General features: G+C 41.2%; 19 protein-coding genes. 13 read left to right on the top strand and 6 right to left on the bottom strand.

All coding sequences use genetic code 11. The features are described 5' to 3' along the window. Nucleotides 1-2: 2 nt before the first annotated feature. The gene (locus DRZ93_RS02885; protein ID WP_113745781.1) at nt 3-1,073 is read right to left on the bottom strand and encodes a beta-N-acetylglucosaminidase domain-containing protein; all 1,071 of its coding nucleotides are present in this window, start codon (nt 1,071-1,073) and stop codon (nt 3-5) included. A gap of 348 nt (nt 1,074-1,421) precedes the next feature. On the opposite strand from DRZ93_RS02885, the gene tig reads away from it, so the two are divergent. The 6 genes from tig to DRZ93_RS02855 all read left to right on the top strand — a co-directional run bounded on the left by tig (nt 1,422) and on the right by DRZ93_RS02855 (nt 8,390). Then, a complete protein-coding gene (gene tig / locus DRZ93_RS02880) occupies nt 1,422-2,750 on the top strand; it encodes a trigger factor (protein ID WP_113745780.1) in 1,329 nt (442 codons plus the stop codon). A 28-nt stretch (nt 2,751-2,778) separates the two neighbouring features. Then, nucleotides 2,779-3,405: an ATP-dependent Clp endopeptidase proteolytic subunit ClpP gene (clpP, locus tag DRZ93_RS02875; RefSeq protein ID WP_174878639.1), complete on the top strand. Its 627-nt coding sequence runs from the start codon at nt 2,779-2,781 to the stop codon at nt 3,403-3,405. A gap of 169 nt (nt 3,406-3,574) precedes the next feature. Continuing rightward, the gene (gene clpX, locus DRZ93_RS02870; protein WP_113744625.1) at nt 3,575-4,885 is read left to right on the top strand and encodes an ATP-dependent Clp protease ATP-binding subunit ClpX; all 1,311 of its coding nucleotides are present in this window, start codon (nt 3,575-3,577) and stop codon (nt 4,883-4,885) included. Nucleotides 4,886-5,032: 147 nt separating this feature from the next. After that, nucleotides 5,033-7,561, top strand: coding sequence for an endopeptidase La (lon, locus tag DRZ93_RS02865; RefSeq protein WP_113744624.1), 2,529 nt, complete (start codon nt 5,033-5,035; stop codon nt 7,559-7,561). A 59-nt stretch (nt 7,562-7,620) separates the two neighbouring features. Further along, nucleotides 7,621-8,007 carry a hypothetical protein gene (locus DRZ93_RS02860; protein WP_113745779.1) on the top strand — a complete coding sequence of 129 codons (387 nt, stop codon included), beginning with the start codon at nt 7,621-7,623 and terminating at the stop codon, nt 8,005-8,007. Further along, complete coding sequence (locus DRZ93_RS02855) at nt 8,007-8,390, top strand: diacylglycerol kinase (protein ID WP_113744622.1); 384 nt, start codon at nt 8,007-8,009, stop codon at nt 8,388-8,390. Before DRZ93_RS02860 ends, DRZ93_RS02855 begins: the two co-directional genes overlap by 1 nt. A 78-nt stretch (nt 8,391-8,468) precedes the next feature. Here the strand turns inward: DRZ93_RS02855 and DRZ93_RS02850 are convergent, their stop codons facing one another. After that, nucleotides 8,469-8,897: a YgiW/YdeI family stress tolerance OB fold protein gene (locus tag DRZ93_RS02850; protein WP_113744621.1), complete on the bottom strand. Its 429-nt coding sequence runs from the start codon at nt 8,895-8,897 to the stop codon at nt 8,469-8,471. Nucleotides 8,898-9,567: 670 nt separating this feature from the next. On the opposite strand from DRZ93_RS02850, the gene DRZ93_RS02845 reads away from it, so the two are divergent. The 6 genes from DRZ93_RS02845 to sucD all read left to right on the top strand — a co-directional run bounded on the left by DRZ93_RS02845 (nt 9,568) and on the right by sucD (nt 17,746). Beyond that, the gene (locus DRZ93_RS02845; protein WP_113745778.1) at nt 9,568-11,025 is read left to right on the top strand and encodes an ISL3 family transposase; all 1,458 of its coding nucleotides are present in this window, start codon (nt 9,568-9,570) and stop codon (nt 11,023-11,025) included. Nucleotides 11,026-11,137: 112 nt separating this feature from the next. Further along, nucleotides 11,138-12,574 (top strand): IS4 family transposase, encoded by a 1,437-nt coding sequence (locus tag DRZ93_RS02840; RefSeq protein ID WP_113745777.1) that lies wholly within the window; start codon nt 11,138-11,140, stop codon nt 12,572-12,574. A 338-nt stretch (nt 12,575-12,912) separates the two neighbouring features. Then, nucleotides 12,913-13,188 (top strand): HU family DNA-binding protein, encoded by a 276-nt coding sequence (locus tag DRZ93_RS02835; protein ID WP_113744620.1) that lies wholly within the window; start codon nt 12,913-12,915, stop codon nt 13,186-13,188. Nucleotides 13,189-13,491: 303 nt separating this feature from the next. Continuing rightward, on the top strand, nt 13,492-15,399 hold the full coding sequence (locus tag DRZ93_RS02830; RefSeq protein ID WP_113745776.1) for a SurA N-terminal domain-containing protein: 1,908 nt from the start codon (nt 13,492-13,494) through the stop codon (nt 15,397-15,399). 303 nt (nt 15,400-15,702) lie between these two features. Beyond that, nucleotides 15,703-16,869, top strand: a complete 1,167-nt coding sequence (gene sucC / locus DRZ93_RS02825) for an ADP-forming succinate--CoA ligase subunit beta (protein ID WP_113744618.1) — start codon at nt 15,703-15,705, stop codon at nt 16,867-16,869. 1 nt (nt 16,870) lies between these two features. Continuing rightward, nucleotides 16,871-17,746: a succinate--CoA ligase subunit alpha gene (sucD, locus tag DRZ93_RS02820; RefSeq protein ID WP_113744617.1), complete on the top strand. Its 876-nt coding sequence runs from the start codon at nt 16,871-16,873 to the stop codon at nt 17,744-17,746. Between the two features lie 15 nt (nt 17,747-17,761). Here the strand turns inward: sucD and DRZ93_RS02815 are convergent, their stop codons facing one another. The 4 genes from DRZ93_RS02815 to DRZ93_RS02800 form a co-directional block, all read right to left on the bottom strand. After that, entirely contained in the window at nt 17,762-18,610 is an 849-nt protein-coding gene (locus DRZ93_RS02815; protein ID WP_113745775.1) for a 23S rRNA (adenine(2030)-N(6))-methyltransferase RlmJ, read from the bottom strand. Continuing rightward, nucleotides 18,610-20,535, bottom strand: a complete 1,926-nt coding sequence (locus DRZ93_RS02810; protein WP_113745774.1) for an ATP-binding cassette domain-containing protein — start codon at nt 20,533-20,535, stop codon at nt 18,610-18,612. Before DRZ93_RS02810 ends, DRZ93_RS02815 begins: the two co-directional genes overlap by 1 nt. 205 nt (nt 20,536-20,740) lie before the next feature. After that, nucleotides 20,741-21,601 (bottom strand): hypothetical protein, encoded by an 861-nt coding sequence (locus DRZ93_RS02805; RefSeq protein ID WP_113745773.1) that lies wholly within the window; start codon nt 21,599-21,601, stop codon nt 20,741-20,743. Between the two features lie 6 nt (nt 21,602-21,607). Further along, on the bottom strand, nt 21,608-21,967 hold the full coding sequence (locus DRZ93_RS02800; RefSeq protein WP_113745097.1) for a histidine triad nucleotide-binding protein: 360 nt from the start codon (nt 21,965-21,967) through the stop codon (nt 21,608-21,610). Between the two features lie 318 nt (nt 21,968-22,285). Between DRZ93_RS02800 and DRZ93_RS02795 the strand changes: the two genes are divergently transcribed. Further along, nucleotides 22,286-23,281 (top strand): NAD-dependent epimerase/dehydratase family protein, encoded by a 996-nt coding sequence (locus tag DRZ93_RS02795; RefSeq protein ID WP_172458005.1) that lies wholly within the window; start codon nt 22,286-22,288, stop codon nt 23,279-23,281.

Raw genomic sequence — 23,281 nt, 5'->3', positions numbered from 1 at the left:
TACTATTCTGTATCAGGATAGTCTGGATCAAAGACATAGACATGATTTAAAAAGTCTTTGATCTCCTTGTACTCAGATATATGCTCATACCTGCTGCAAAGTGTGAGCATAGAAGACACGTTGTGCTCATTAAGATTATCGAGTCCGCACTCAAGCACCTCATCAAAAAATTCAAGTACAGTGTCGCTGTTGTCTGTAAAGATTTTGTGTATATAACTCTCTCTTTGCCTTTCAATATCATCAGTAGCCGTATTTTTATAGATAAGAGGTAAGGTGAGCATGGAAATTAAAGAGAGCTTTGGCTCAAGCATAGGATTTACAGCATGTCCTGCAGTTACAGCCTCAAGATTGTATCGGCCCTTAAAAGACTTGGTGTAAATATACTGTGAAATCTTTTTTCCGTCATTGACAGGATAGTTATCCCAGATAAAAACCTTTCTGTCAAAAAGAGCATTGGCTTTTTGAATATCATCAACACTTATATCATCTGATAAAACCTTATTACCTGTCCAGAAAAACTCGACACTTTTATCCATGGCAGAGCACAGATCGCAAAAATAATTGTCAGGCCTTGTACCAAAGATTCTGTCAAGAATAGGGTCAAAGGTATAGTACGATGGGCAGACTATAAATTTTTTGATATGTAAAGGAAGCTCATGCATAACATCTTTGATAATAGTGTTCTGAATCTGACCTATCTCACTACACTGCAGTTTGACATCATCAAAGAGCAGGGCGAAGATCTCAACCTTTTTGTCTTTACATATATTATGTACATACTTTTGCAGATATTGCTTTTTATGCTCATCATAATCAAGGCTTATATTAAGAGGAGACAGTCCCACGCCAAACTGCAGTGAAGACTTGGTACCATACTCTGCCATGTGGTGCAGATAACTGTAGCGATCAGCGCTTAAGTCTTTATCCCAGGTTTTTCTAAGGCGACCGTCATTTTTCGGGGCATAGATATAAAAGCTGTAGTCATGTTTGTGCATAAAAGACATGATCTGCTTGCGCATCTCATCACTGTAGTAGCTTCCATAAAAGCCTTCGATAAGTCCAAGGTAGGCCATAACACATCCTTTTGTTTAAAAAAGTAAACTTAGTGTGATATTAGCACCAAGAAGGCTCTTTTTTTTAAGCAGTCTTTAAGTTTTTGCGGCTAATATTTATTTGTGGTTTACAGTAAAGGGTTATCTTTATTATAATATGCAAGTTTTTAAACAAACTTTGTTCAATTGCTATGAATCATAAGTTTGTAACGAGGTTTTTTTATTTTCTTAAGCCCTTTTAGTGCTTTGAACAGAAAATAACCAAGGCCAATAGGGCTGATAGCCATGCTATCAGGAAAAATTTAAACAGTTTTAGTTATACTAAACTTTACTTTTTTAAGCAAAACCACAGTTTACAAGAGGTTACAAATGCAGGTTTCAGTAGAGAATAATGGTAATGTTAAGCGTACAGTTACAATTACAGTACCAGTTGATACCGTGTCAGCAGCATACAAGAAGTCTTTCGTAAATATCGCTAAAAAGGCCAAGATTGACGGCTTTAGAAAGGGTCACATACCTAACAATGTATTAACACAGTATTTTGGCGGTGATATCGTTGAAGGCGCTGTAAAGGCTATCGTTGATCAAACTCTCTTTGAGGCTTTAAAGCAGAGTGGCGTAGAATTTGTAGGCTATCCATCAATCAGATTTGATAATGAGAAAGCTTTCAACAAAGATGAGGACTTTGTATTCTTTGCCGAGGTTGAGGTTCTGCCTGTAGTAGAGTTCAAGCCATTTAACGAACTTGATCTTACTGTTTACAATTCACAGGTAAATGATTCAGACGTTGATGCCATGATTGATAATCTGCGTCAGCAGCAGGCTACATGGAAGAATGTAGATGGCGGTGAGGTTACCAAGGATTCTCTTGCCAACATCAACTTCCTCGGCCGCAGCGAGGGTGTAGAGTTTGCCGGCGGCAAGGCTGAGAACTTCGAGCTCAACATCGCTCAGGCTCAGATGATTCCAGGCTTTACCGAGCAGATCATCGGTCACAAGAGCGGTGATGAGTTCACCATCAATGTTAAGTTCCCTGAGGACTACCATGCAGAAGAGCTCAAAGGCAAGGATGCCGAGTTTGACATCAAGATCAACTCAGTATCAGAGAAGGTCCTGCCAGAGGTTGACGCCGACTTTATCAAGTTATACGGCATTGGCGACGGTGACATCGAGAAGTTCCGTGCCGAGCTTAAGAAGAACATGGAGCGTGAGTGCATCCGTGCTCTGACTGTAAACAACCGTTCACAGCTGTACAAAGCTATGTTTGAGGCCTACAAGGACAGCGTAGAGGTTCCAGAGGCATTTGTTGAGGAGCGTACCGAGTTCTTAAAGAACCGCACAGCATCAGAATTCAAGCGCATGGGTATCACCAAGCTGCCTGAGTTCAAGAACGACATGTTCACTGAAGAGGCCAAGAGAGCCGCTGTAATTCAGACTCTGGTTATGTCATACATGTCACAGAACAACATCACAGAGCCTGCTGATGAGACTGTAGAGAAGGAACTTGATCTGATCGTTGGCGCCTACGAGAATCCAGAGGACGTAAAGGCTGATATCAAGAAGAACAAGCAGCGCATGCAGCAGATCAAGGATACTGCCTTAGATCACGAGATTGTAGCCAAGATCATCGAGGCTGCTTCACCTAAGCGCAATGATATTACCTTCTTAGAGTTAATCAACTTAAGACCAGAGTTCTAATTTAAATTAAGAAGCGGAGTTTAAATTTATGTTTGACAGTGAATTTGCAGAAAAGATGGCCTCACTTGTACCAATGGTTATAGAACAGACCGGCAGAGGTGAGAGATCTTTTGATATATATTCACGTCTTTTAAAGGATCGCGTTATCTTCCTGACCGGCGAGGTTGAGGATCGTATGGCCGATTTAGTTGTAGCTCAGCTTCTTTTTTTAGAGTCTGATGATCCTGACAAGGATATCTATCTTTATATCAACTCACCAGGTGGTGTAGTTACAGCAGGAATGGCCATTTATGACACCATGCAGTATATCAAGCCTGATGTCTGCACCTTATGCATGGGCCAGGCCTGCTCTATGGGATCATTCCTGCTCTCAGGAGGCGCCAGAGGCAAGAGATTTTCACTGCCTCATTCACGCATTATGATCCATCAGCCACTTGGCGGTTTTAAGGGTCAGGCTACTGATATTATGATTCATGCCAGAGAGACAGAGCGCATTAAGAGAACTCTTACTGAGCTTTTAGCCTCTCACACCGGCAAATCATATGATGAGGTGGCTGAGGACTGTGAGAGAGATAATTTTATGTCAGCTCAGGAAGCTCTTGAGTATGGTCTTATTGATCAGGTAGTAAGCTCAAGATCTGATATCTCTAACTAGGATACTGATTTTAAAGCTGAATATATAAAGACCTCAGTTTATGTGATTCTGAGGTTTTTTTATATTTAACTTTGCTTCAATATATTTGATTCACATTGTGCTATTATGTTTGAGTTTTAAACAGATTTGATGAAACTTAAACAAATTTAACTTTTTTGATGGAAAGTTTATGGAAGGCTCAGAGAACAATAAATTAACCTGTTTTTGCTGTAATAAGACTTCAAGCCCAAAAAGAACATTAATTCAGGCTAATAATGGTAAATGCATCTGTTCAGACTGTGTTAAAACCTGTGTGGCTGTGCTGCAGAAAAAGGGTCTTTTAAACTTATCAGATATCAAGCAGAAAAGTGCCAAGCCTCAGGGTGGTCCTGAGCAGTCAGGCGCCATCGATCTTGACAATATTCCAACACCTCATGAGATAGCAAGTCATCTTGATGATTATGTCATAGGTCAGGAGGAGGCCAAGAAGGTTCTGTCTGTTGCTGTATACAATCACTACAAGCGTCTTAAGCATTCAGGCAGTGATACTGGCGTAGAACTTGGCAAATCAAATATTCTACTTATAGGACCTACAGGTTCAGGTAAAACACTTTTAGTGCAGACCTTAGCCAGATTTTTAAATGTTCCTTTTGCTATGTCTGATGCTACTACCTTAACCGAGGCAGGTTATGTTGGCGAGGATGTGGAGAATGTTATTTTACGTCTGCTCCAAAGCTGTGGCAATGATGTGGAAAAGGCTCAAAAGGGCATTATCTATATTGATGAGATAGACAAGATTGCAAGAAAGTCTGAAAATCCTTCTATTACCCGTGATGTATCAGGTGAGGGCGTACAGCAGGCTCTGCTCAAGCTCATTGAAGGAACTTTAGCCTCTATTCCATCACAGGGCGGCAGAAAACATCCGCAGCAGGAGATGACCAAGGTTGATACCTCACAGATCCTCTTTATATGCGGCGGTGCCTTTGACGGTCTTGACAAGATTGTTGAAAAACGTGTTTCCAAGAACTCAGGTATAGGTTTTGGCGCCACTGTCTATGGTAAAAAGGATAAACTGACCTTAACTCAGAAATATCAGCAGACAGAGCCAGATGATCTGGTTAAATTCGGTATTATTCCTGAGTTTATTGGCCGTCTGCCTGTGATTGCGGCTTTAGCTGAACTTGACAGAGAGCAGCTCGTGCGTGTACTGCGTGAGCCAAAAAATGCCATTACCCGTCAGTTTGAAGCTATGTTCAAGTTTGAGGGCGTAGATCTTGAGTTTACTCAGGAGGCCTTAAATGCCATTGCCGATATTGCCATTGAAAGACATACAGGTGCCCGTGGTTTAAGATCTGTGGTTGAGGGGCTACTGCTTAACACTATGTATGATATTCCATCTGTACACAATGTAGAGCGTGTGGTTGTAGATGAGAGCACTGTTAAATCAGGTAGTGAGCCTCTTGTTATACGCTCTAAACAGAGTGAGGCATTAAACGCTTAAATGGATAAAAAATTCTCTTGAAAATCATGCCTCTAATAAAAAATATTAGGGGCTTCTTTCTTTTTTGTAAAAAATAATCGAATTAGACACCATATAAATAAGATGTAGCTATATTATTATAGAGAAAAAACGGACGGGAAAAAGACAATGAGTGACACAGAAGATACAAAAGACAAAGAGTTTCCTATACTGCCTCTTATTACCCTAAGAGGTCTTATTATTACCCCAAATGCCAATGTTCAGATAGTAGCTGCAAGACCAAAATCAATAGCAGGCTTTGAGGCGGCACTGGCCTCTGATAGCAAGGATATAGCCATATTCTGCCAGACCCGCGATGATGACGAGGAGCCAGATGTCTCTCAGCTCTTTACCACAGGTATTTTATGTAAGGTTCTAACCGGCTCCAAGCGCGATCAGGATACCTATAAATGTCTGATTCGTGGCACTAAACGCATCAGACTTGTTGAAGTTATTGATGATGAAAATTACTCATACCGCCTGGCCAAATATGAAGTGTTAGATGAGATCATGCCTAAGGAGGATGAGATCCCATCACTGCTTGAGGCTTTAAAATCAGCACTGTCATTTGCCATGAGCAATCAGGAGAACTGCGTCAAGCCTCTTACTGATGAAAACGCCTCTGTTGATCTGGTAAATGCTTTAAACAAAGAAAAAAATCTTGTAGTGCTTGCCGATATGCTCTCTCAGATACTGGTTATAGAGCCTGCTGAAAAAAGAGCTCTTTTAACCACACTTGATGTTAAAAAGAGAGTGTATCTGCTCATATCACTGCTTAACAATTACTCCTATTATTCAGAACTGATGCGCAAGGTATCAATGGATGCCAAGGAGTCCATGGAGCGCAATCAGAAGGAGTACTTTTTAAATGAGCAGTTAAAGGCTATTAAAAAGGAGCTTAATGCTGACAGTAGTGATGAGAGTGACATCTCTGAGTATCGCTCAAGACTCAAGGCTTTAAATCTGCAGCCTGATGTGGCTAAGAGAATAGAAAAAGAGATTAAAAAGCTCTCTGCTATGAGCCCAAATGCCTCTGAAAGCTCTATTGTCAGAAACTATATTGAAACTCTGCTTTCAATACCATGGAATGTAAAATCAGAGGTCAATAAGGATATTGCTACAGCCCGTGATACCTTAGATGCCGATCACTATGGTCTTGGCAAAGTAAAAGACAGAATTTTAGAGTATCTTGCTGTGCAGTCACGCTCTGACAAGCTGCACGGTCCTATTTTATGTTTAATGGGTCCTCCTGGTATTGGCAAGACCTCTCTTGGCGCCTCAATTGCCAAGGCCACAGGCCGTAAATATGCCCGTGTAGCCTTAGGTGGTCTGCATGATGAGGCAGAGATCAGAGGTCATAGAAGAACCTATATAGGCTCATTGCCAGGCCGCATTATCTCCAATATGATAAAGTGCGGTGTCAACAATCCTTTATTCCTTTTAGATGAGATTGACAAGGTATCATCATCTGCTCATGGCGATCCTGAGGCCGCTTTACTTGAGGTTTTAGATCCTGAACAGAACAAGGCCTTTAATGATAACTATGTGGAGATTGAGTATGATCTCTCCAATGTTATGTTTATAGCTACAGCCAACAGCTATAACATTTCACAGCCTCTGCTTGACAGAATGGAGATAATAGATCTGTCATCATATACAGAAGAGGAAAAGCTTAATATTGCCACACAGCATCTTTTACCAAAGCAGATGCGCCTAAATACCCTTGATGATAAGGAATTTGAGTTAACTCACGAGGCTATAGTCGAGCTTATACGCCATTATACCTATGAAGCTGGTGTGCGTGGGCTTGAGCGTCTTATCAATGAGCTGTGCCGCAAGACAGTTAAGGATATACTGCTTAAAAAGAAAAAGAGCGCTGCCGATGAGGGAAAGAGCGAGAGCAAGCGCAAGAGCCGTATTAAAAAGAGAGTGGTTGATGTCAAAAAGCTGCATGAGCTTTTAGGCCCAAGACGCTATGACTTTACCTCAAAACTCAAAGAAAATCATGTAGGTCTGGTCAATGGTCTGGCCTGGACCTCACTTGGCGGTGACATACTGCAGATTGAAGCTGTAGCTAATGAGGGCAGTGGCAAGCATATTCTTACAGGTAAGCTTGGCGATGTGATGAAAGAGTCAATCTCAGCTGCCATTACTCTTGTCAGATCCTTATCAGGAGAGCTCAATCTTGATAAGAGTTTTTATGAAAAATGCGATCTGCACGTGCATGTGCCAGAGGGTGCCACTCCAAAGGAGGGACCATCTGCAGGTATTGGCATGGTGACAGCTATTGTTTCAGCTCTGACTGGCAACAATGTACGCTCTGATGTGGCCATGACAGGTGAGATTACTCTGCGCGGTGATGTGCTGGCTATTGGCGGTCTTAAAGAGAAGCTTTTAGCTGCACTGCGCGGCGGCATCAAGACTGTGCTTATTCCTAAAGATAATGAAAAGGATCTGTGGGATATTCCAAAGAATGTAAAAGAGGGGCTGACCATTATTCCTGTTGGCAATATCAAAGAGGTCCTGCCACGTGCTCTTGAGGAAAATCCTTTTGAATTTGAGCCTACCACAGTCTTTAATATCAACAATAAAAAAGATACTGTGGACATAAACAAAGAGACGCAGGGCTCTGCAGCCACTCCTATAGTAGGTGCATAAAACATAAGATTTAGGTCAGGTAAGCTGACCTAAATTTTTAAATTCAAGTGGAAAATAGAATGTCAGATAGTAAGGATGTATGCTGCGCATGCGCAGATGAGCGAGAGGATATGGTCAAAGAGAGCAAAGATTGTGCCACTGATATGACAGAGGACAGGGTAGATGCAATTATCAGGACTGTAGATAAGATTTTACAGCTGCTGCTTGATATAGATAAAGCCTATAAGGAAGGCATTGAGTTCAATCACGAGTTTTTATATAAGATTCTGCGTCCTACCTTTGTGCAGGCTGAAAATATGCTGCCTGATCTGCGTGATTTGTGCGATGATCTGCAGATACGTGAGGATGCAAGATCTCAAAAGCTAAACGCTCTTGTCCTAAAGCTTGAAGATGCTATTGAGCCTCTGCTGCCGCTGCTTGAGAGCCTGCATAAGGGTGATAAATAATGGCTAAAACATCAAGAGCAGGTATAGCACGTATTTATCATGCCTTTTTTTACAGCATGAAGGGTTTTAAAGCCGCTTTTAAATATGAGGCTGCCGCCCGTCAGGAATTTATGCTTGCTGTAATTTTAAGTATTATTGCTTTTTTTATAGCCACAAGCCTTGCAGAGCTTATGCTGCTTTTGATACTGCCCTGGCTGACCTTTACTTTTGAGATTATAAATTCAGCTATTGAGGCTGTGGTGGACAGAATATCTGATGACTATCATGAGCTCTCAGGCCGAGCCAAAGATCTGGGCTCTGCTGCTGTCTTTGTGTTTTTGGTTCTCACACCGCTGTGTTATGTGGCTGTTTTTGGCAAATACATGGGCTGGTGGTTTAACTAAAAATCACCTCTGTCTTCTTGATACATAAAAATAAACCCAGCTGCTGCTGGGTTTTTAAATGCTTTTATAATTTCAATACTACTTTGAAATAGGTGTGGCGCGGTAGACTTCAATCTTTACGTACTGCAGGTGCTTGTCAAGCTCGCCTGTAATCTCAATTAACTGATCTTTTTGAATGTGTGACCAGTTCTGATCATCATCAAGCTCAATTTTTATAGTGCCGGTTTCATCCTGAAATTCATATTTATCATCGCCAATGAAGTTGGTGATGCGGCCGCGCAGAGTTACATGCTGCTCATCAAGACCTTTGTTGATAGCATCGCTGACAGAGGCGATGGCTGGGAGCTGTGCGGCTGAATTGGCAAAGCCCTGAGGAGCATTGGCCTGTGGTGCCTGGGTAAATCCCTGAGGGGCTGAACTGTTGTTAAAACCCTGAGGGGCTGCAAAAGCGACAGTTGATGACAGGGCCAGAGCTGAGAGGGTAGTAATAATTATGGCTTTTGACATTTTTTGTATCCTTTATCTGCTGTTTAATGTTTGACTATGGTTTCTATGATACTTTTATATTCTTTGATAAAACTTAGGATAATTAATTTTTACAAAAATTGATTTTCTTTTATCTAATCCTTAAAGGTTCGGGGTGTTGCAGGAGATTTATATTTAAAACTGTCAGTTTAAAGTAAAGCTTTGTACTCCTTTTTATCATACCTAGGATCTTAGTAAAGTCTTGATTTTTAAGCATTTATTAAAATCCAGAAGTTTTTGGCTTAAAATCATTCCGCAAACCCGCATTCTATCGTGCTAAAAATTAGTGCAAAAGACCTCGATGCGGGTTTTTTGTTTGATTTTTTTGGAAACATACAATTCTGATACAAAAAGAGGTTGTTAGAACTATTAAAAACGGTTCTTCCCTGAAATTGGGGGTTGACCCAAGATCGCAAACAGTATCTATGGTCTTAAGCACAAGAATGCTTAAGACCCAGCCCAATTGTTAATGCAAAAGCTGTCCGTCAATGACAAGCCCTTACGGGTTGGCTTTGCCAATCATTGACTGTCAGTCTTTTGCATTTGCTAAAGCTTTATGAAAGAATCCCAAAGATTTTACCTTGAGAAAATTTTTATATTTCAGATAAAATAAGGGCCCTGACAACAACTTTACCCGACCAAAGGAAAGAATATGACAGAGCCTGAACATATTATAATAAATTCCTACACTGCTGCCAATACAGAAACAAATGAAACTTTAATCAAAGCCAGTGCTAATGAATTAATGCACTGTAAGTTTGAACACGGTGGTCTCAATATGTACCCTGGTTGTGTAATGTCTGGTGAGCCTGAAATAGATGCTACGGCAATGACTGTTACCTATCATCTTGGCTATACGCTTTGGAGAGAGGAGCTTGAACAAAACTGCCCAATCTGTGGCTGCCATAAAGTAAATATAAAGGACTGGGGAGAGCGCACAGTAAAGGATTGCACACTAGGACCATTTGCGGTTATTTTAAAGATACGCGTACCTAAGGTCATTTGTTGTGGTTGTGATCATGCCAGGTGGCTAAAGCCAAGCTTTGTCCATCCGCATCATAGGATAACCTTACGCTTATATGGGCAGATACTGCAGCTTCTTGATTTGGGCGAGAGTCATCTAGATTTAAAGAAAATAAGCGCTATCACGGCTGTAGAGGCAGATATTATCAGGAACATTGATAAGGCAAGGCTTATAGAGATGTTCAAAGATATAAGCCTTGAAGGCGTTAGGAACATAGCTATAGACGAGATAAGCGTTAAAAAGCACCATAAGTATATATCAGTCATCATAGATGCCGATACCAGGCGCCTTTTGTATGCTGCCTACGGCAGAAAGAAAGATGATTTAAGGCCATTCTTTGATAGATTAAAAGAGCTTGGACTGCTTGACCAGATTGAAGGTGCAGTAATGGATGGCAACTGCGGATATCAGAATCTAGTCAAAGAGCTCTGCCCTAATGCAAAGATAGTGCTTGATTTATTCCACTGCCTGCAACAGTTTAACAGTGAAGTGGCAGATGCCATAAGGCTTGATAAAATAAAAGATTTACGCAAGGAGCTTGGCGCCATGGACGCCGGCGAGTATCAACAAAAGAAAAGTGAATACAAGAAGCGTATAAAAGATCTTAGACAGAGCAAGTGGCTGACTTACATGGGCTCAGATAAACTCAACACTCTTGAAGAGTCGCAAAAAGATCTTGTAGAAACCCTCAAACAGAATAAGACCTTGTTTACAATATCAATTTTTGGAGACCATATCAGAGATCTATGGCATAGCGGAGGTACACCTGAGCAGGTTGAAACAGCAATTAAAAACCTGTATTCACAAGCTGAAGCAACAGAAATTCCTTTACTGATAAGGTTCTGCAAGAAGCTAAAAGATTGGAGCTGTTATATTATTCATGCGGCTACAACTGGCTTAAACACCAGTATTTTAGAGGGATGCAATGCTAAATTCAAAACCATTAAAAGGGTAGCCTACGGCTTTAGAGATATAGGGTACTATATATTGAAAATGCATCAGGCTCTGTCTCGAGATAGAAAATCAACACTCAAAGCTGCCGTAGTTTCAGAGCCTGTTGAAAATAATGTCAACCCCCAAATTTAGGGATGAGTCTTAAAAACGATCTAATAGATTGTTTTATAAAGGATTTTTATGGGGTATAGCAAGTTTCCATGGTATAATATACCAAACCAAACCAAACAAAGGAAAACTTGCTATGTCTTTATTATCTCAAATTAATCTCTATATTCAAAGAGCTGAACTCTTAAATATTTTAACCGTCTTCAGCAAAGAGCTTATTAATAATTTTGCCAGAAAAAATGGCACACTCAAAAGGCAAAGAAAAGTTGCAATAGCTGAACTTCTCTCAGCTCTTTTAACATATGCCTCTACTAACCAAAACTCTAACAATATAACCTTTACTTTAAATGGATTTCATAAGTGCTATTCTAACATGTTTGGCATTGATATATCTTCAAAGGCTCTTCACAACCGTCTGCGTTCAGAGGGACTGCTTGAAGTTATGAAGAATACTATAGAAAACCTCTCTATGCTTGTTAAAGACGATACTAATGAAACTGGTCTGAAACTGCTTGAGGTTTACAGGCAGAGTGTCGGTGTAAATGATATTATCATGGTGGATGGCTCTGAAATCTCCCTTAGATACTCAGCCTATGACAATTTTAACTGCAAGGCTAAAACACGTAATCCTGACAAGACCAACCCTGATAAAAAATCTGCCGCTATTAAACTGCATACGGGGTTTTCTATTGTAAACAATATGCCTACACATATTGATATTACGGAGGCTGTAGCCAATGAAAGAGAGCACCTGTCACCAGATATCTATGAGCAGGTGTTATATCTGTGCGACAGGGGATATGTATCTGAAGCTTTATATTTGCTACTTATATCCAAGGGGCATTATTTTATATTCAGAGGCAAGGAGAATTGCGCCTATAAGATTATTCATGCAATGGATGGCAACGGAGCCACGTTACATGAATTTGAAGGATGCAAACCATGTCAGCACTTAAATGGCAGCAAATATCCTCTGGTTGATATGGCTGTGCAGGTTAACGATGATACCGTTTTAAGGATGATTCGTATCTATAATCCTGTTGATGATAAATTTAATTATTTCATCACCAACATAGATGCAAGCCGTGTAGCAGCATCAGTTATAGCTGATACTTACAGGACGCGCTGGTCCTGCGAGATCATGTTTAAAGCACTTAAAAGTAGCAACAGCCTCTGCTCTATCAATTCGTCCATCAAAGAAATTATCCTGCTCTTTATTTATGCAAGTATTGGCTCATACCTCATCAAAAAGCTTATAGCAAAACAGCTTCAGAAAAAGAAAAGAGATGACCAACGTAAAAAACGGGAAATATCTCTGTTAAAGATGGCTTCCTCTATCAGAGATATAGGACCATTGTTAAAAGCCATGGTCAAAGGCGCTAAGTCTACAATATACAATGAGATCAGCAAGTTTGAAGGTCTTTTAGATTCTATGATGCGAACTAAACCATCACAAAGGGATATAGATCTTAAAAAGGACGTAAGCCTCCTGGTCGATAAAATTTACAATACACACCATATGACGAAAGACTTTTTAATACCGCACAAAATTGATGTTACAATCAAGGCTTAAGTTCATGGGTATGCCTTTTTATAAAAAAGTCATTGAAATGTGTAAGAGATAAAGGTGTAGGGAGAGGCTGATTGTAAAATAAAATGTTACTAATTTAAAATCTTTTTTAGTTGTTATTGGCTTGTGCAGGCGCTTTTGTATGGTGCCTTATGGCTCTTTTACTATAGCTTTTGCCTGTAAAAATTTGAGCTATTTAACAAAAGCGCATTAAAAAATCAAAAAAAAGTACTTAAAAATTTTAACTTTAAAAAAAGTGTGCATAATAAATATTGATAAGATGTGGGGCGTAGCCTTCTTGCACGTGGCCATTATCTTAAAATTGATACAAGGAGTTGATTGTGAATAAAAGTCAATTAGTAGAACAGATATCAAAGAAGTCCAAATTATCCTTAAAGGACTCTCAGGCAGCACTCAATGCCTTTATTGATGTCGTAGGTGAGACCCTTGGTAAAGGTGAGTCTATCACTTTAGTAGGTTTTGGTAGCTTTGTTGTCCGTAGTCGCAATGCCCGTGTAGGTATTAACCCTCGCACCAGAGAAGAGGTTAACATCCCGGCATCTAAACTGCCAGCTTTCAAGGCAGGCAAGCCTTTAAAGGATATAGTAAACGGCTGATAGCTTATCAGCTCTTATATGCAAAGAAGGCCGGCAAGGCCTTTTTTGCATTCAGGCTCTTAAATATCGCAAAAACCTATGTTCAGCCAGGTTAAAGAGCCTGTAGGATATTTATTCTGTACAGTAGTGTACTTTAGTACTGTTTTATTTGTGGTTAAGGCAGATTGTATTAATTATCAGTGATTTTTTAGTGTAAATAGCTTAAATATTTGTACTTTTCTATTTAGCTTTATTCAAAGCCTTTGTATAATCTTATAGATGTCAATTACAACAAGCATGTAGAAACATAGCGGAGAATATTTCATGTTAAGTGATACATTGCGAGCCGGTGCAGAGAGCAGGGTTTTTAAAATAATTTTATTTTTAATTATTCTGTCCTTTATCTTCACAGGCGTCGGTGGTTATCTGATTCCTCGTTTAAATACAGATCCTGTAACTGTAGGTGAGTATAAAATTTCAGCACAAGAGTGGAACAATCAGTATAATCAGCAGGCTCAGATGCTGCAGAGAAATTATGGTGCTCAGGCTGTAAGCATGCTTGAAAACCCGCAGTATGTCAAAGAGCTTAAAACTCAGATCCTTGAGAATCTTATTGATAATGTTGCCTTTAATGCTGCAGTTTATGACGCAAATGTCAGAATAGGCGACAATCAGGTCAAGGATGTTATAAGATCAAATCCCGCCTTTATCAAAGATGGCAAGTTCAACAATGATCTGTATATTGCCACAGTGCGCAATATGGGCATTACTCCTGAGTACTATGGCGAGCAGATGCGCGTCAGCCTTATGAGCACATCAGTATCAGAGCCACTGATGCGTCTTGCCTCCATTCCTTTTGATTATGAAGTCAAAGCTTTGTCTGATGTTGTCTCAAAGGTCAGATATGTAGATCTTTACAGCATTGATAAAAGAGATCTGACAAAGTCTATCAAACCAAGTGATGATGAGGTCATGGCCTATTACAAGGACAACAGTGACAAATTCAAAAGTCCTGCTGTATCAAAATTCAACTATATTGTTTTAGATATGGCCAAGCTTATGAATGAAGTTGTCGTTAATGATGAGAAGCTTGATGAGTACTTTAACATGCATCATGATGACTTTAAGGTAGCTCAAAGGCGCGGTGTCTATCATTTAGCTGTTGCCAAAGGCTCAGAGGCTCAGAGCAAGATTGATGCTATCAAGGCTGATTTAAAAGCAGGTACTAGCTTTGTAGATGTTGCAGACAAATACGGCATTAACAAAGACAATATAGATCTTGGTTTGATCTCTCGCGGCAGTGTAGCACCAAATCTTGAGGAGGCTGTATTTGCTATTGATGGAGTAGGTGGCGTATCAGATGCCATAGTCGATGATTTTGGCACTCACTTTGTAGGGGTCTACAAAATAGAGGAGGAGCATACTCCATCTTTAAGTGAGGTTAAGAGTGAAGTACGCACTGCATATATCAATGAAGAGGCCAGAAAACTCTTTAATGAAAAATCTCAGACTTTAGCCGATATGTCATTTGAAAATCCAGATTCTCTTGATGCTACAGCCAAGGCTTTGAATTTAGAGATCATGGATTCTGGCGATTTTAGCTATGGCGACAGTAAGGCTGTATGGCCTCTTAACACCAAAGCCATGCAGGAGGCAGCCTTTAATGAGGAGAATATCAACTCTCATATGAACTCATCACCAGTCAATATCTCTGACAGTGTGGTAGCTGTAATTAATATCTATGATTACAAGGCAAGCGCCCTCAAGTCATTTGATGAGGTCAAAGATGAGGCCTATGCTTTAACCGTTGACTCTCAAAGTGTCAAAAAGGCCGAGCAACTGCTGCAAGATTATGCCAAATCCATAGCTGCAGGCTCTGCTAAAGACCCTGAAGGTATTGAGATTAAGAGCTCAAAGAATATAGCACTGCCACGTGGTGATAATGCCTATGATCCTGAGTTTGGAATGGCTGTATATGCCATTGAAAATGCTAAAAATGCCTATACTATAGCCACCAACAAGGGGGTGCCTACACTTGCTGTACTGCTTGAGGAAAAGGCTGATCCTAATTTTGATGCCACTATGTACAATAGTGCTCTTAGCGTGCAGATGATGCAGTTAAACTCACAGATGGGTGCTACCATGCTACGTCAGGGAGCAAGAGAGCTCAATGAAATTGTCTACAATCAGGAGGCAATTGATTTAGTGCTTAAAACTGATGAGATGGAATAATAATTAAATTAATTAAGCCCGGCACAGTCTGGGCTTTTTTATGTCTGATTGTGATCATAAATTGTGCATTTTTTTTGATAATTCAAAATATACTGAGAATTTTGTATTTTTTTAGTGCGTTTTATCAGATGATATTTTTAGCCTCTTTTTAATAAATATTCTTTAATATCAAGTCTTTATATTGATAATTTATGCAAAAAGCTTTTGTTTTTGGCTTTTTGCCCTCTATTAAATGCTTTACCACTGCACTCTTTTGTTATTTAATATAGCTAAAATTTAGTAATCACGAGCAAGGCTTAACTTATGAATTTACATGAATATCAGTCCAAGGAAATGCTAAAAAGCTATGGCTTACCTGTACCTGAGTTTATTGTCAGCAAAAACGCATTAGGTATTGGCAAGGCTGCCTATGAACTCTCACCAGGCCCATTTGTCTGTAAGTGTCAGGTGCACGCCGGTGCCAGAGGCAAGGCAGGCGGTGTGGCTGTGGTAGATACCCCGGCTCAGGCTGAGGCCTTTGCCGCTAAGTGGCTTGGTAACAGACTTGTTACAGCTCAGACTGACTCACTTGGCAAGCCTGTATCGCGTATTTTAATTGAAAGAGCAACAGATGCCGTACGTGAGCTGTATCTTGGTGCCACTATTGACAGAAGTAATGCCACCCTGACCATTATGGCCTCAGAGTGCGGCGGTATGTCAATTGAGGAGCTGGCAGCGAGCAATCCTGAAAAAATTTTAAAGACCCCTATTGATATGCTCACAGGTCCACAGCCTTTTCAGGGCCGTGAGATGGCCTACAGACTTGGTCTTAAGGGTAAGCAGGTCAACGAGTTCACCAAGATTTTTGTGGGCATTGCCAGAATGTTTATTGAAAAGGATCTGTCATTAATTGAAATTAATCCTTTGGCAGTAAGCAAAGAGGGCTCGCTTTTATGCCTTGATGCCAAGATCAATGTAGATTCATATGCTCTGTATCGTCACAGCGATCTTGTAGAGCTTGACGACCCTTCACAGGAGGACAGTCGTATTGCAAGAGCAGTGGCCTCAGGCTTCTCCTATGTGCCTTTAGATGGCAATATTGGCTGTATGGTAAACGGTGCCGGACTGGCCATGGGTACTATGGATATTATTAAAAACTCAGGTGGTTCACCTGCAAACTTTCTTGATGTAGGCGGCACAGCCACCCGTGAGAGAGTTATGGAGGCCTTTAAGATTATTCTTGAGGATGAGAACGTTAAGTGTATTTTAGTCAATATCTTCGGTGGTATTGTAAGATGCGATCTTATAGCTCAGGGTATTGAAGGTGCTGTCAAGGAGGTTGATACTAAGGTGCCTGTAGTGGTACGTCTTGAGGGTAACCATGCCACAGATGGCTCAGATATTCTGCGTGCCTCAGGTCTTAACATCACCACAGCCTCAACCTTAAGGGAAGCTGCACAGCTTGCAGTCAAATTAGCCGCCGGAGTTTAAAATGAGTATATTAGTTAACAAAGATACCAAGGTTATCTGTCAGGGCTTTACAGGCTCACAGGGTACAGCTCATTCAGAGCAGTGTCTTGCCTATGGAACCCGTCTTGTAGGCGGTGTGACCCCAGGCCGTGGCGGCAGCACCCATCTTGATTTGCCTGTCTTTAATACAGTAAAGGAGGCCGTTGCCACCACAGGTGCCACCACCTCTATGATTTTTGTGCCGCCTCCATTTGCAGCCGATTCAATTCTAGAGGCCATTGATGCAGGTATTGAGCTTATCATCTGCATTACAGAGGGAATTCCTGTTGTAGATATGTTAAAGGTAAGAGCCCGTTTGCGTCCTACCAAGACCCGTCTTATAGGTCCAAACTGTCCTGGTGTGGTTACCCCAGGTGAGTGCAAGGTAGGTATTATGCCAGGCTATATTCACACCAAGGGCAAGGTGGGTATTGTCTCACGTTCAGGAACTTTGACCTATGAGGCTGTAAAACAGACTACAGATGCAGGCTTTGGTCAGTCAACCTGTGTAGGCATAGGCGGTGATCCTGTGCAGGGCTCAAACTTTGTGGATATCTTAGAGCTCTTTGAGCAGGATGATGAAACAGAAGCTGTAGTTATGGTAGGTGAGATTGGCGGCTCTGCCGAGCAGGAGGCTGCAGCCTGGATTAAAGAGCATATGACCAAGCCTGTTGTATCCTATATTGCAGGTGCCACAGCTCCAAAGGGTCAGAGAATGGGCCATGCCGGCGCCATTATCTCAGGCGGTCAGGGTACAGCTCTTGCCAAGCAGCAGGCACTGCGTGATGCAGGTGTCTTTGTGGTGCCAACAGCTGCCGATATTGCCGATGGCCTGCGCGAGGCCACCGGCTGGAATTAAAAGATGCAGGATACTCTAGTCTTTTTCGTTGAGTATCCTTAATCTGGCACTGCCCTTGCCGTCTTTAAGGGCAGTGAATAAAGGTCCCATAATCTGCTCTAGCTCTTCATACAGTCCATATGGATAATTGACAATAAGCATGCCAGAGCCATTCATACCAAAATCATCACTCTGTCCGTCAATATTAAGCTCAACCTGTAGCAATGGTGCATTGGTACGCTTTATATCAAAGGTCAGATTTTTAGAGTGATCTTTAATCTTGCCAAGCACAGGGTACCATATGGCAAAAATGCCTGTAGGAAAACGGCTAAGACCTGTCTTTAGAGCCTTTAAGACCATAGTATAATCGCTCTTGAGCTCGTATGATGGATCGATAAGACACAGACCACGCTTTGGATTTAAAGGCAGCATACTCTTCATGGCCTCAAAACCGTCAGTGTGATTGATGCTCACGCGTCTGTCTCTTTTAAAGTTTTTATACACAGTCTCAAATTCAGCACTGTGCAGCTCACACAGATAGATACGCTCGCTCTCACGTGAGAGGGCGCAGGAAAATAAAGGAGATCCTGGATAGAAATTAATGCCTGATTTTGAAGTATTGATACTGTCTATAACCTGATAATACTCAGGTACTAGATCTCTTAGCTCTCTATGATGCAGAATTTTGCCTATACCGCTCATATATTCACTGTTTTTCTGAGCATAGGCCTGATTGAGGGCATACATACCGGCGCCTGCATGTGTATCTAAAACGGCATAGGGCTTGTCCTTTTTATTTAAATGGCGTAACAAAAGGCATAAAACCATATGCTTTAGCACATCAGCATGATTGCCGGCATGAAAGGCGTGACGATAACTTAACATTATATATATCCTCTTGTTTCAATAGTCTCAAGCTCCTCAAGAGACTCAAGATAATCCATTTCACATTGCTCAAGCTCAAGGCTAAGATCCGATCTCTGCTTTAAAGACTGCTCAATAATATCCTTTGACTGTGCATAAAAGCTCTCATCTGCCATCTTGTCATCAAGCTCACTTATGGCATCTTTAAGCTTGTCCATCTGTTTTTCAATTTTAGCAATTTTATCCTTGTAAGGCTTAAGAGCGGCTCTGAACATGGCCATCTCTCTTTTTTGCTCTTTACTTTTATGCGATGATGCAGAGAGCGACGGGGCTGTTTTTGCCTCATCCTTTTCTTTTAAAGAATCAGTGTAGGCCTTGTGTGACTTTGACAGATATTCTTTATAATCATCAAGATCGCCGTTAAACTCGCTGATGCTGCCATTGTCAATAAGCCACAGCTTATCTGCAATAACCTCAAGTAAATGCCTGTCATGCGAGACTAAAACCAGAGCACCGTCATAGGCTGACAGGGCCACCGACAATGCCTCACGTGTTTTAAGATCAAGGTGGTTGGTAGGCTCGTCAAGCAGCAGCAGATTTGGCTTTTGATAGGCAATAACAGCAAGAGCCAGACGGGCCTGCTCGCCGCCTGACATGGTTTTGACAGGGGAGAGGGCCTTTTCCTGTGAAAAGGCAAAGGAGCCTAAAAAGGAGCGGATGTCGCGCTCTGAGGCTTTAGGATCAAGCCTTTGAATATGCCACAGTGCTGTTTCATTTTCATTTAATGACTCAAGCTCATGCTGGGCAAAATAGCCAATTTTAATACCTCTGCCCAGGGTTACTGTTCCTTTTAGCGGTTCAAGCTGTGAGCACAGGGTTTTAATAAAGGTGGACTTACCCTGACCGTTTTTACCTAAAAGGCCTATTCTGTCACCTGCAAAAAGCTCAAGTGATATATTTTTTAGCACTACATTACTGTCATAGCCTGCATCAAGATTATCAATTGTGGCAATAACATCTACAGTGCGCTCTGGTTTTGCAAAGGAGAAGGAGAAGGGTGACTCCTCCTGTGTCACAGCAGTAAGCTGCATTTTATCTATGGCCTTTAGAAGACTCTGAGCCTGCTTGGATTTGGAGGCCTTGTATCTGAAGCGATCTACAAAGGACTGCATATGCGCTAAAATCTGCTCTTCTTTTTTGCGTGTGGCCTTTTCTGCCTTGATTCTCTCGGCGCGCAGTCTTTCATAATCTGAGTAATTACCTGTGTACATAACCACACGCGAATTTTCAAAATGCAGTATGTCGCTGCAGAATGAATCAAGAAAATCACGGTCATGGGATATACACAAAAGTGTACCGCTATAGCCTTTAAGGTAGGACTCTAAAAATAAAATGGTATCAAGATCAAGGTGATTGGTAGGTTCATCTAAAAGCAGCAGATCAGATGGTGCTATTAAAGCCTGAGCCAGATTCAAACGCATTCTCCAGCCACCTGAAAAATCCCTGACACTCTTTTTAAGCTCATCCTGTGCAAAGCCAAGACCATGCATTAAAGAGGCGGCTCGTGAGTTTATAGTCCAGGCCCCTGCAATACCAAGATTATCCTCAATAAGAGCAATTTTCTCGCCGTCACCTAGAGCATAGGCCTGTTCTTTTTCCTTTTGTAAAGAACGCAGTACCTGGTCGCCATCTATAACATATTCAATTGCCTCACGTTCAAGTGAAGGGGTCTGCTGTGCTACAGATGAGATGCGCAGATTCTTAGGTACATTGATAGAGCCTTTTTCAGGACTCAGATTGCCTTTAATGGCCTCAAACAATGTGGATTTGCCACAGCCGTTAGAGCCTATGATGCCAACTTTGTGTTTAGGGTAGATAGTGGCGCTGGCACCTTCAATTAAGGTTCTGCTGCCGCGCATCAAGGTCAGATCGTTTAGTGATATCACTTAGGTGTACTCGTATCTTAGGTAGGCATGTCAAATTATACGCAACAGAGCGCATGCCTTATATTTGTCAACTGATGCAATAAGAAGATTATGTATTATAACCTAATTTGTCACAATTGACTTGAGCATGTTTTACTTAAGCTTTATGCAGCAAAAAACCGCTGCCTGGCAGGACAACGGTTTTTTGTATGGGCCTTAGTGAAAGCTAATTGAGCTTTTCATAAGCCTGAGAGAGGGTGATACCGGTCTCGACGCGAATGAGACGCAGTGTCAGAGTAGGAGTGGTACCTATATCCTTGACAATGGTGATGGCAAGATAGGGAATATCATGGCTGCGGCACTGACGCACCAGCTGCGGAATAAGGCGGGCACTGCCTATATTCTGACTTGAGATATGCATCTTGTCATGCTCTGTTGTAACAGAGTTAAAGGATGGTGCATTGACAAGGCCAGATGCTACTGCCTTGGCTACATCATCAATACAGTCAAGATATTTATCAGGTATGACACTCTGTGCCACATAGATCTGACCAGGATCAACATTGATACGACCTGAGAGGGCCTTGGCAAGCTTAACAGCAGCCTCTTTGGCTCTGGTATTTAAGCCAAGATCACAGGAGGCGTTGGCAAAAGATGAACCTGAGGCATAATTTGGCAGAGACGTGGCCGCACTTTGCGGTCTTATACTCTGCTCTTCACTTTCTATAAACGAAGAGTCAGCCTCATCTGTTGTTATAGCAGGGCCTTCTGGTATGACAGCTGAGCCTTCATCTGCCCCATTGTGAGTATCAGTAGCCTGAGATACATCATCTTGTACAACTGTGGAGACAACATTACCCTTATCATCAAGTGACAGACGCTCAGGAGCTGCCTTAACATTCTGTTTTACAGGCTCTTTTTTGTCTGATGTTTTGGCACTTTGTAAGCTTTGCTCTGATGTATAGATAGGGGCAGGCTCTCTGCCCTCTTTGCTTTGACTCTTTACTGTAGGCTCGGTAAGATTACAGGCGCTAAGAGTCAGCGCCATAAGTGAGCTTAGGGCCAGAGTTTTATATATCTTGTGCATAAATTTTTACTTGCTCTGAGGGAAACCCATACCGCCAAGTTTATCGCCTGCCAGCAGATGCATGTGAATATGCGGTACTTCCTGACCACCGTCTTCACCTACATTGACAATAAGACGATAGCCCTTTTCATTGACACCCAGATCGGTTGCAATCTTGCGGGCTGCTGTAAACAGACGGCCCAAAGCTGCCTCATCCTCTGCCTCTACATGAGCTACAGATGGAATAGGTTTGTTGGTGACAATTAAAATATGGTGTGGAGCTTTTGGGGCAATATCTGCAAAGGCAGATACCAGATCATCATGATAAATCAGAGTTGAAGGTATAGTGCCATTGATAATTTTAGTAAAAATTGTCTCTTCCATAATAATCTCCTGCAAAGTTTTAAATAATTATAGCATCAAGTACATAGGATAAAAGTAGCAAAAATAGCTCTGAACTCTTTGCACCATTATTTATCTTTAGGCCATAACTACCCTTATTCTCGATCTTTGACTTATGCAATTATCTGTACTTAATATTGGAATTTGGCAGTACTTTTTGTAAAAATAGTAGCTATAAGTATTATAAAACAAGAAGATAGATGGCTTTTTAGCATACTTAAAGATATGTTTGTGATTAAGATCATGCCCCGATCAGAGCTATGTACTATAGTTTAGACATGCATGTGTAAAGGAGAGTTGTTTATGAAAAAGGTACTTGTGACAGGAGCTGCGGGATTTATTGGTTTTAATCTGTGTAAGGCGTTTTTAGACAAGGGCTATAAAGTTATAGGCATAGATAATTTAAACAGTTTTATATATTCAGCGCGCTATAAATACAATAGATTAAAAACCTTAGGTTTTAGAGAAGATGATCTTGAAAAAGGCAATGTTATAAGTATAGACGATATGGAGTTTCACCGTCTTGATGTAGAAGATGCCCCAGCCATAAGAGCCCTGATCCTTGATGGCGATTTTGACTGTATAGTACATGCAGCTTCTCTTGGCAGTGTAGCTCTGGCAGATAAAAGCCCTTATGCCTATATAAAAGCAACAACTCTTGGCTTTTTAAATATTATAGATGCCATACGTGAAAGCAGTACACAACCTTCTTTTATGTATCTTAGCGATATTGTAGCTACAAACTTTGCCTATAACGGGCAAGGTTATAATCACAATGGCACACGCTTTAGCATCTATACCTCTGGCAAGGCTATGGAGCATTGCCTGTCTGCCTCCTATGCTAAAACTCATGATCTTTACATCAAGGCTTTTAATCTTTGCGAAATATACGGCCCATATGACAGACCTGACAGCTATCTTTACAGTATCTGCACTGATGTCTTTAACAATGAGGACAGCAGGCAAAGTGATGAAAAAGCCGATCTTGTTTTTATAGACGATGTGACTGACTTTATTGTAAAGATCATGGAGAGTACAGGCAGGACAGATGGTGGCGGCGTGTTTGAGCAGTACAATATATGTTCTGGCAAAACAGTGTCACGGCGCAATATGCTAAAGGCTGTGCACAATATTATTGTAAGTCTTGATAATGATGAAAAAATTGGAACTAATGTTATTGAGTATGATAAAGTAAGCCATGATTTTGAGCCATCAGAGGCCATAACTGATTTTGTGGCGGCAACTGACTTTATCGATGGCTTCGTAAATGTCTTTAAACGGTATATTGATAAAAGTTAA

Source organism: Anaerobiospirillum thomasii, assembly GCF_900445255.1.
In the GTDB taxonomy this organism is placed as follows: Bacteria; Pseudomonadota; Gammaproteobacteria; order Enterobacterales; family Succinivibrionaceae; genus Anaerobiospirillum_A; species Anaerobiospirillum_A thomasii.
The sequence above is the reverse complement of the archived record's forward strand: the minus strand, read 5'-3'. Positions and strand labels throughout refer to the sequence as shown.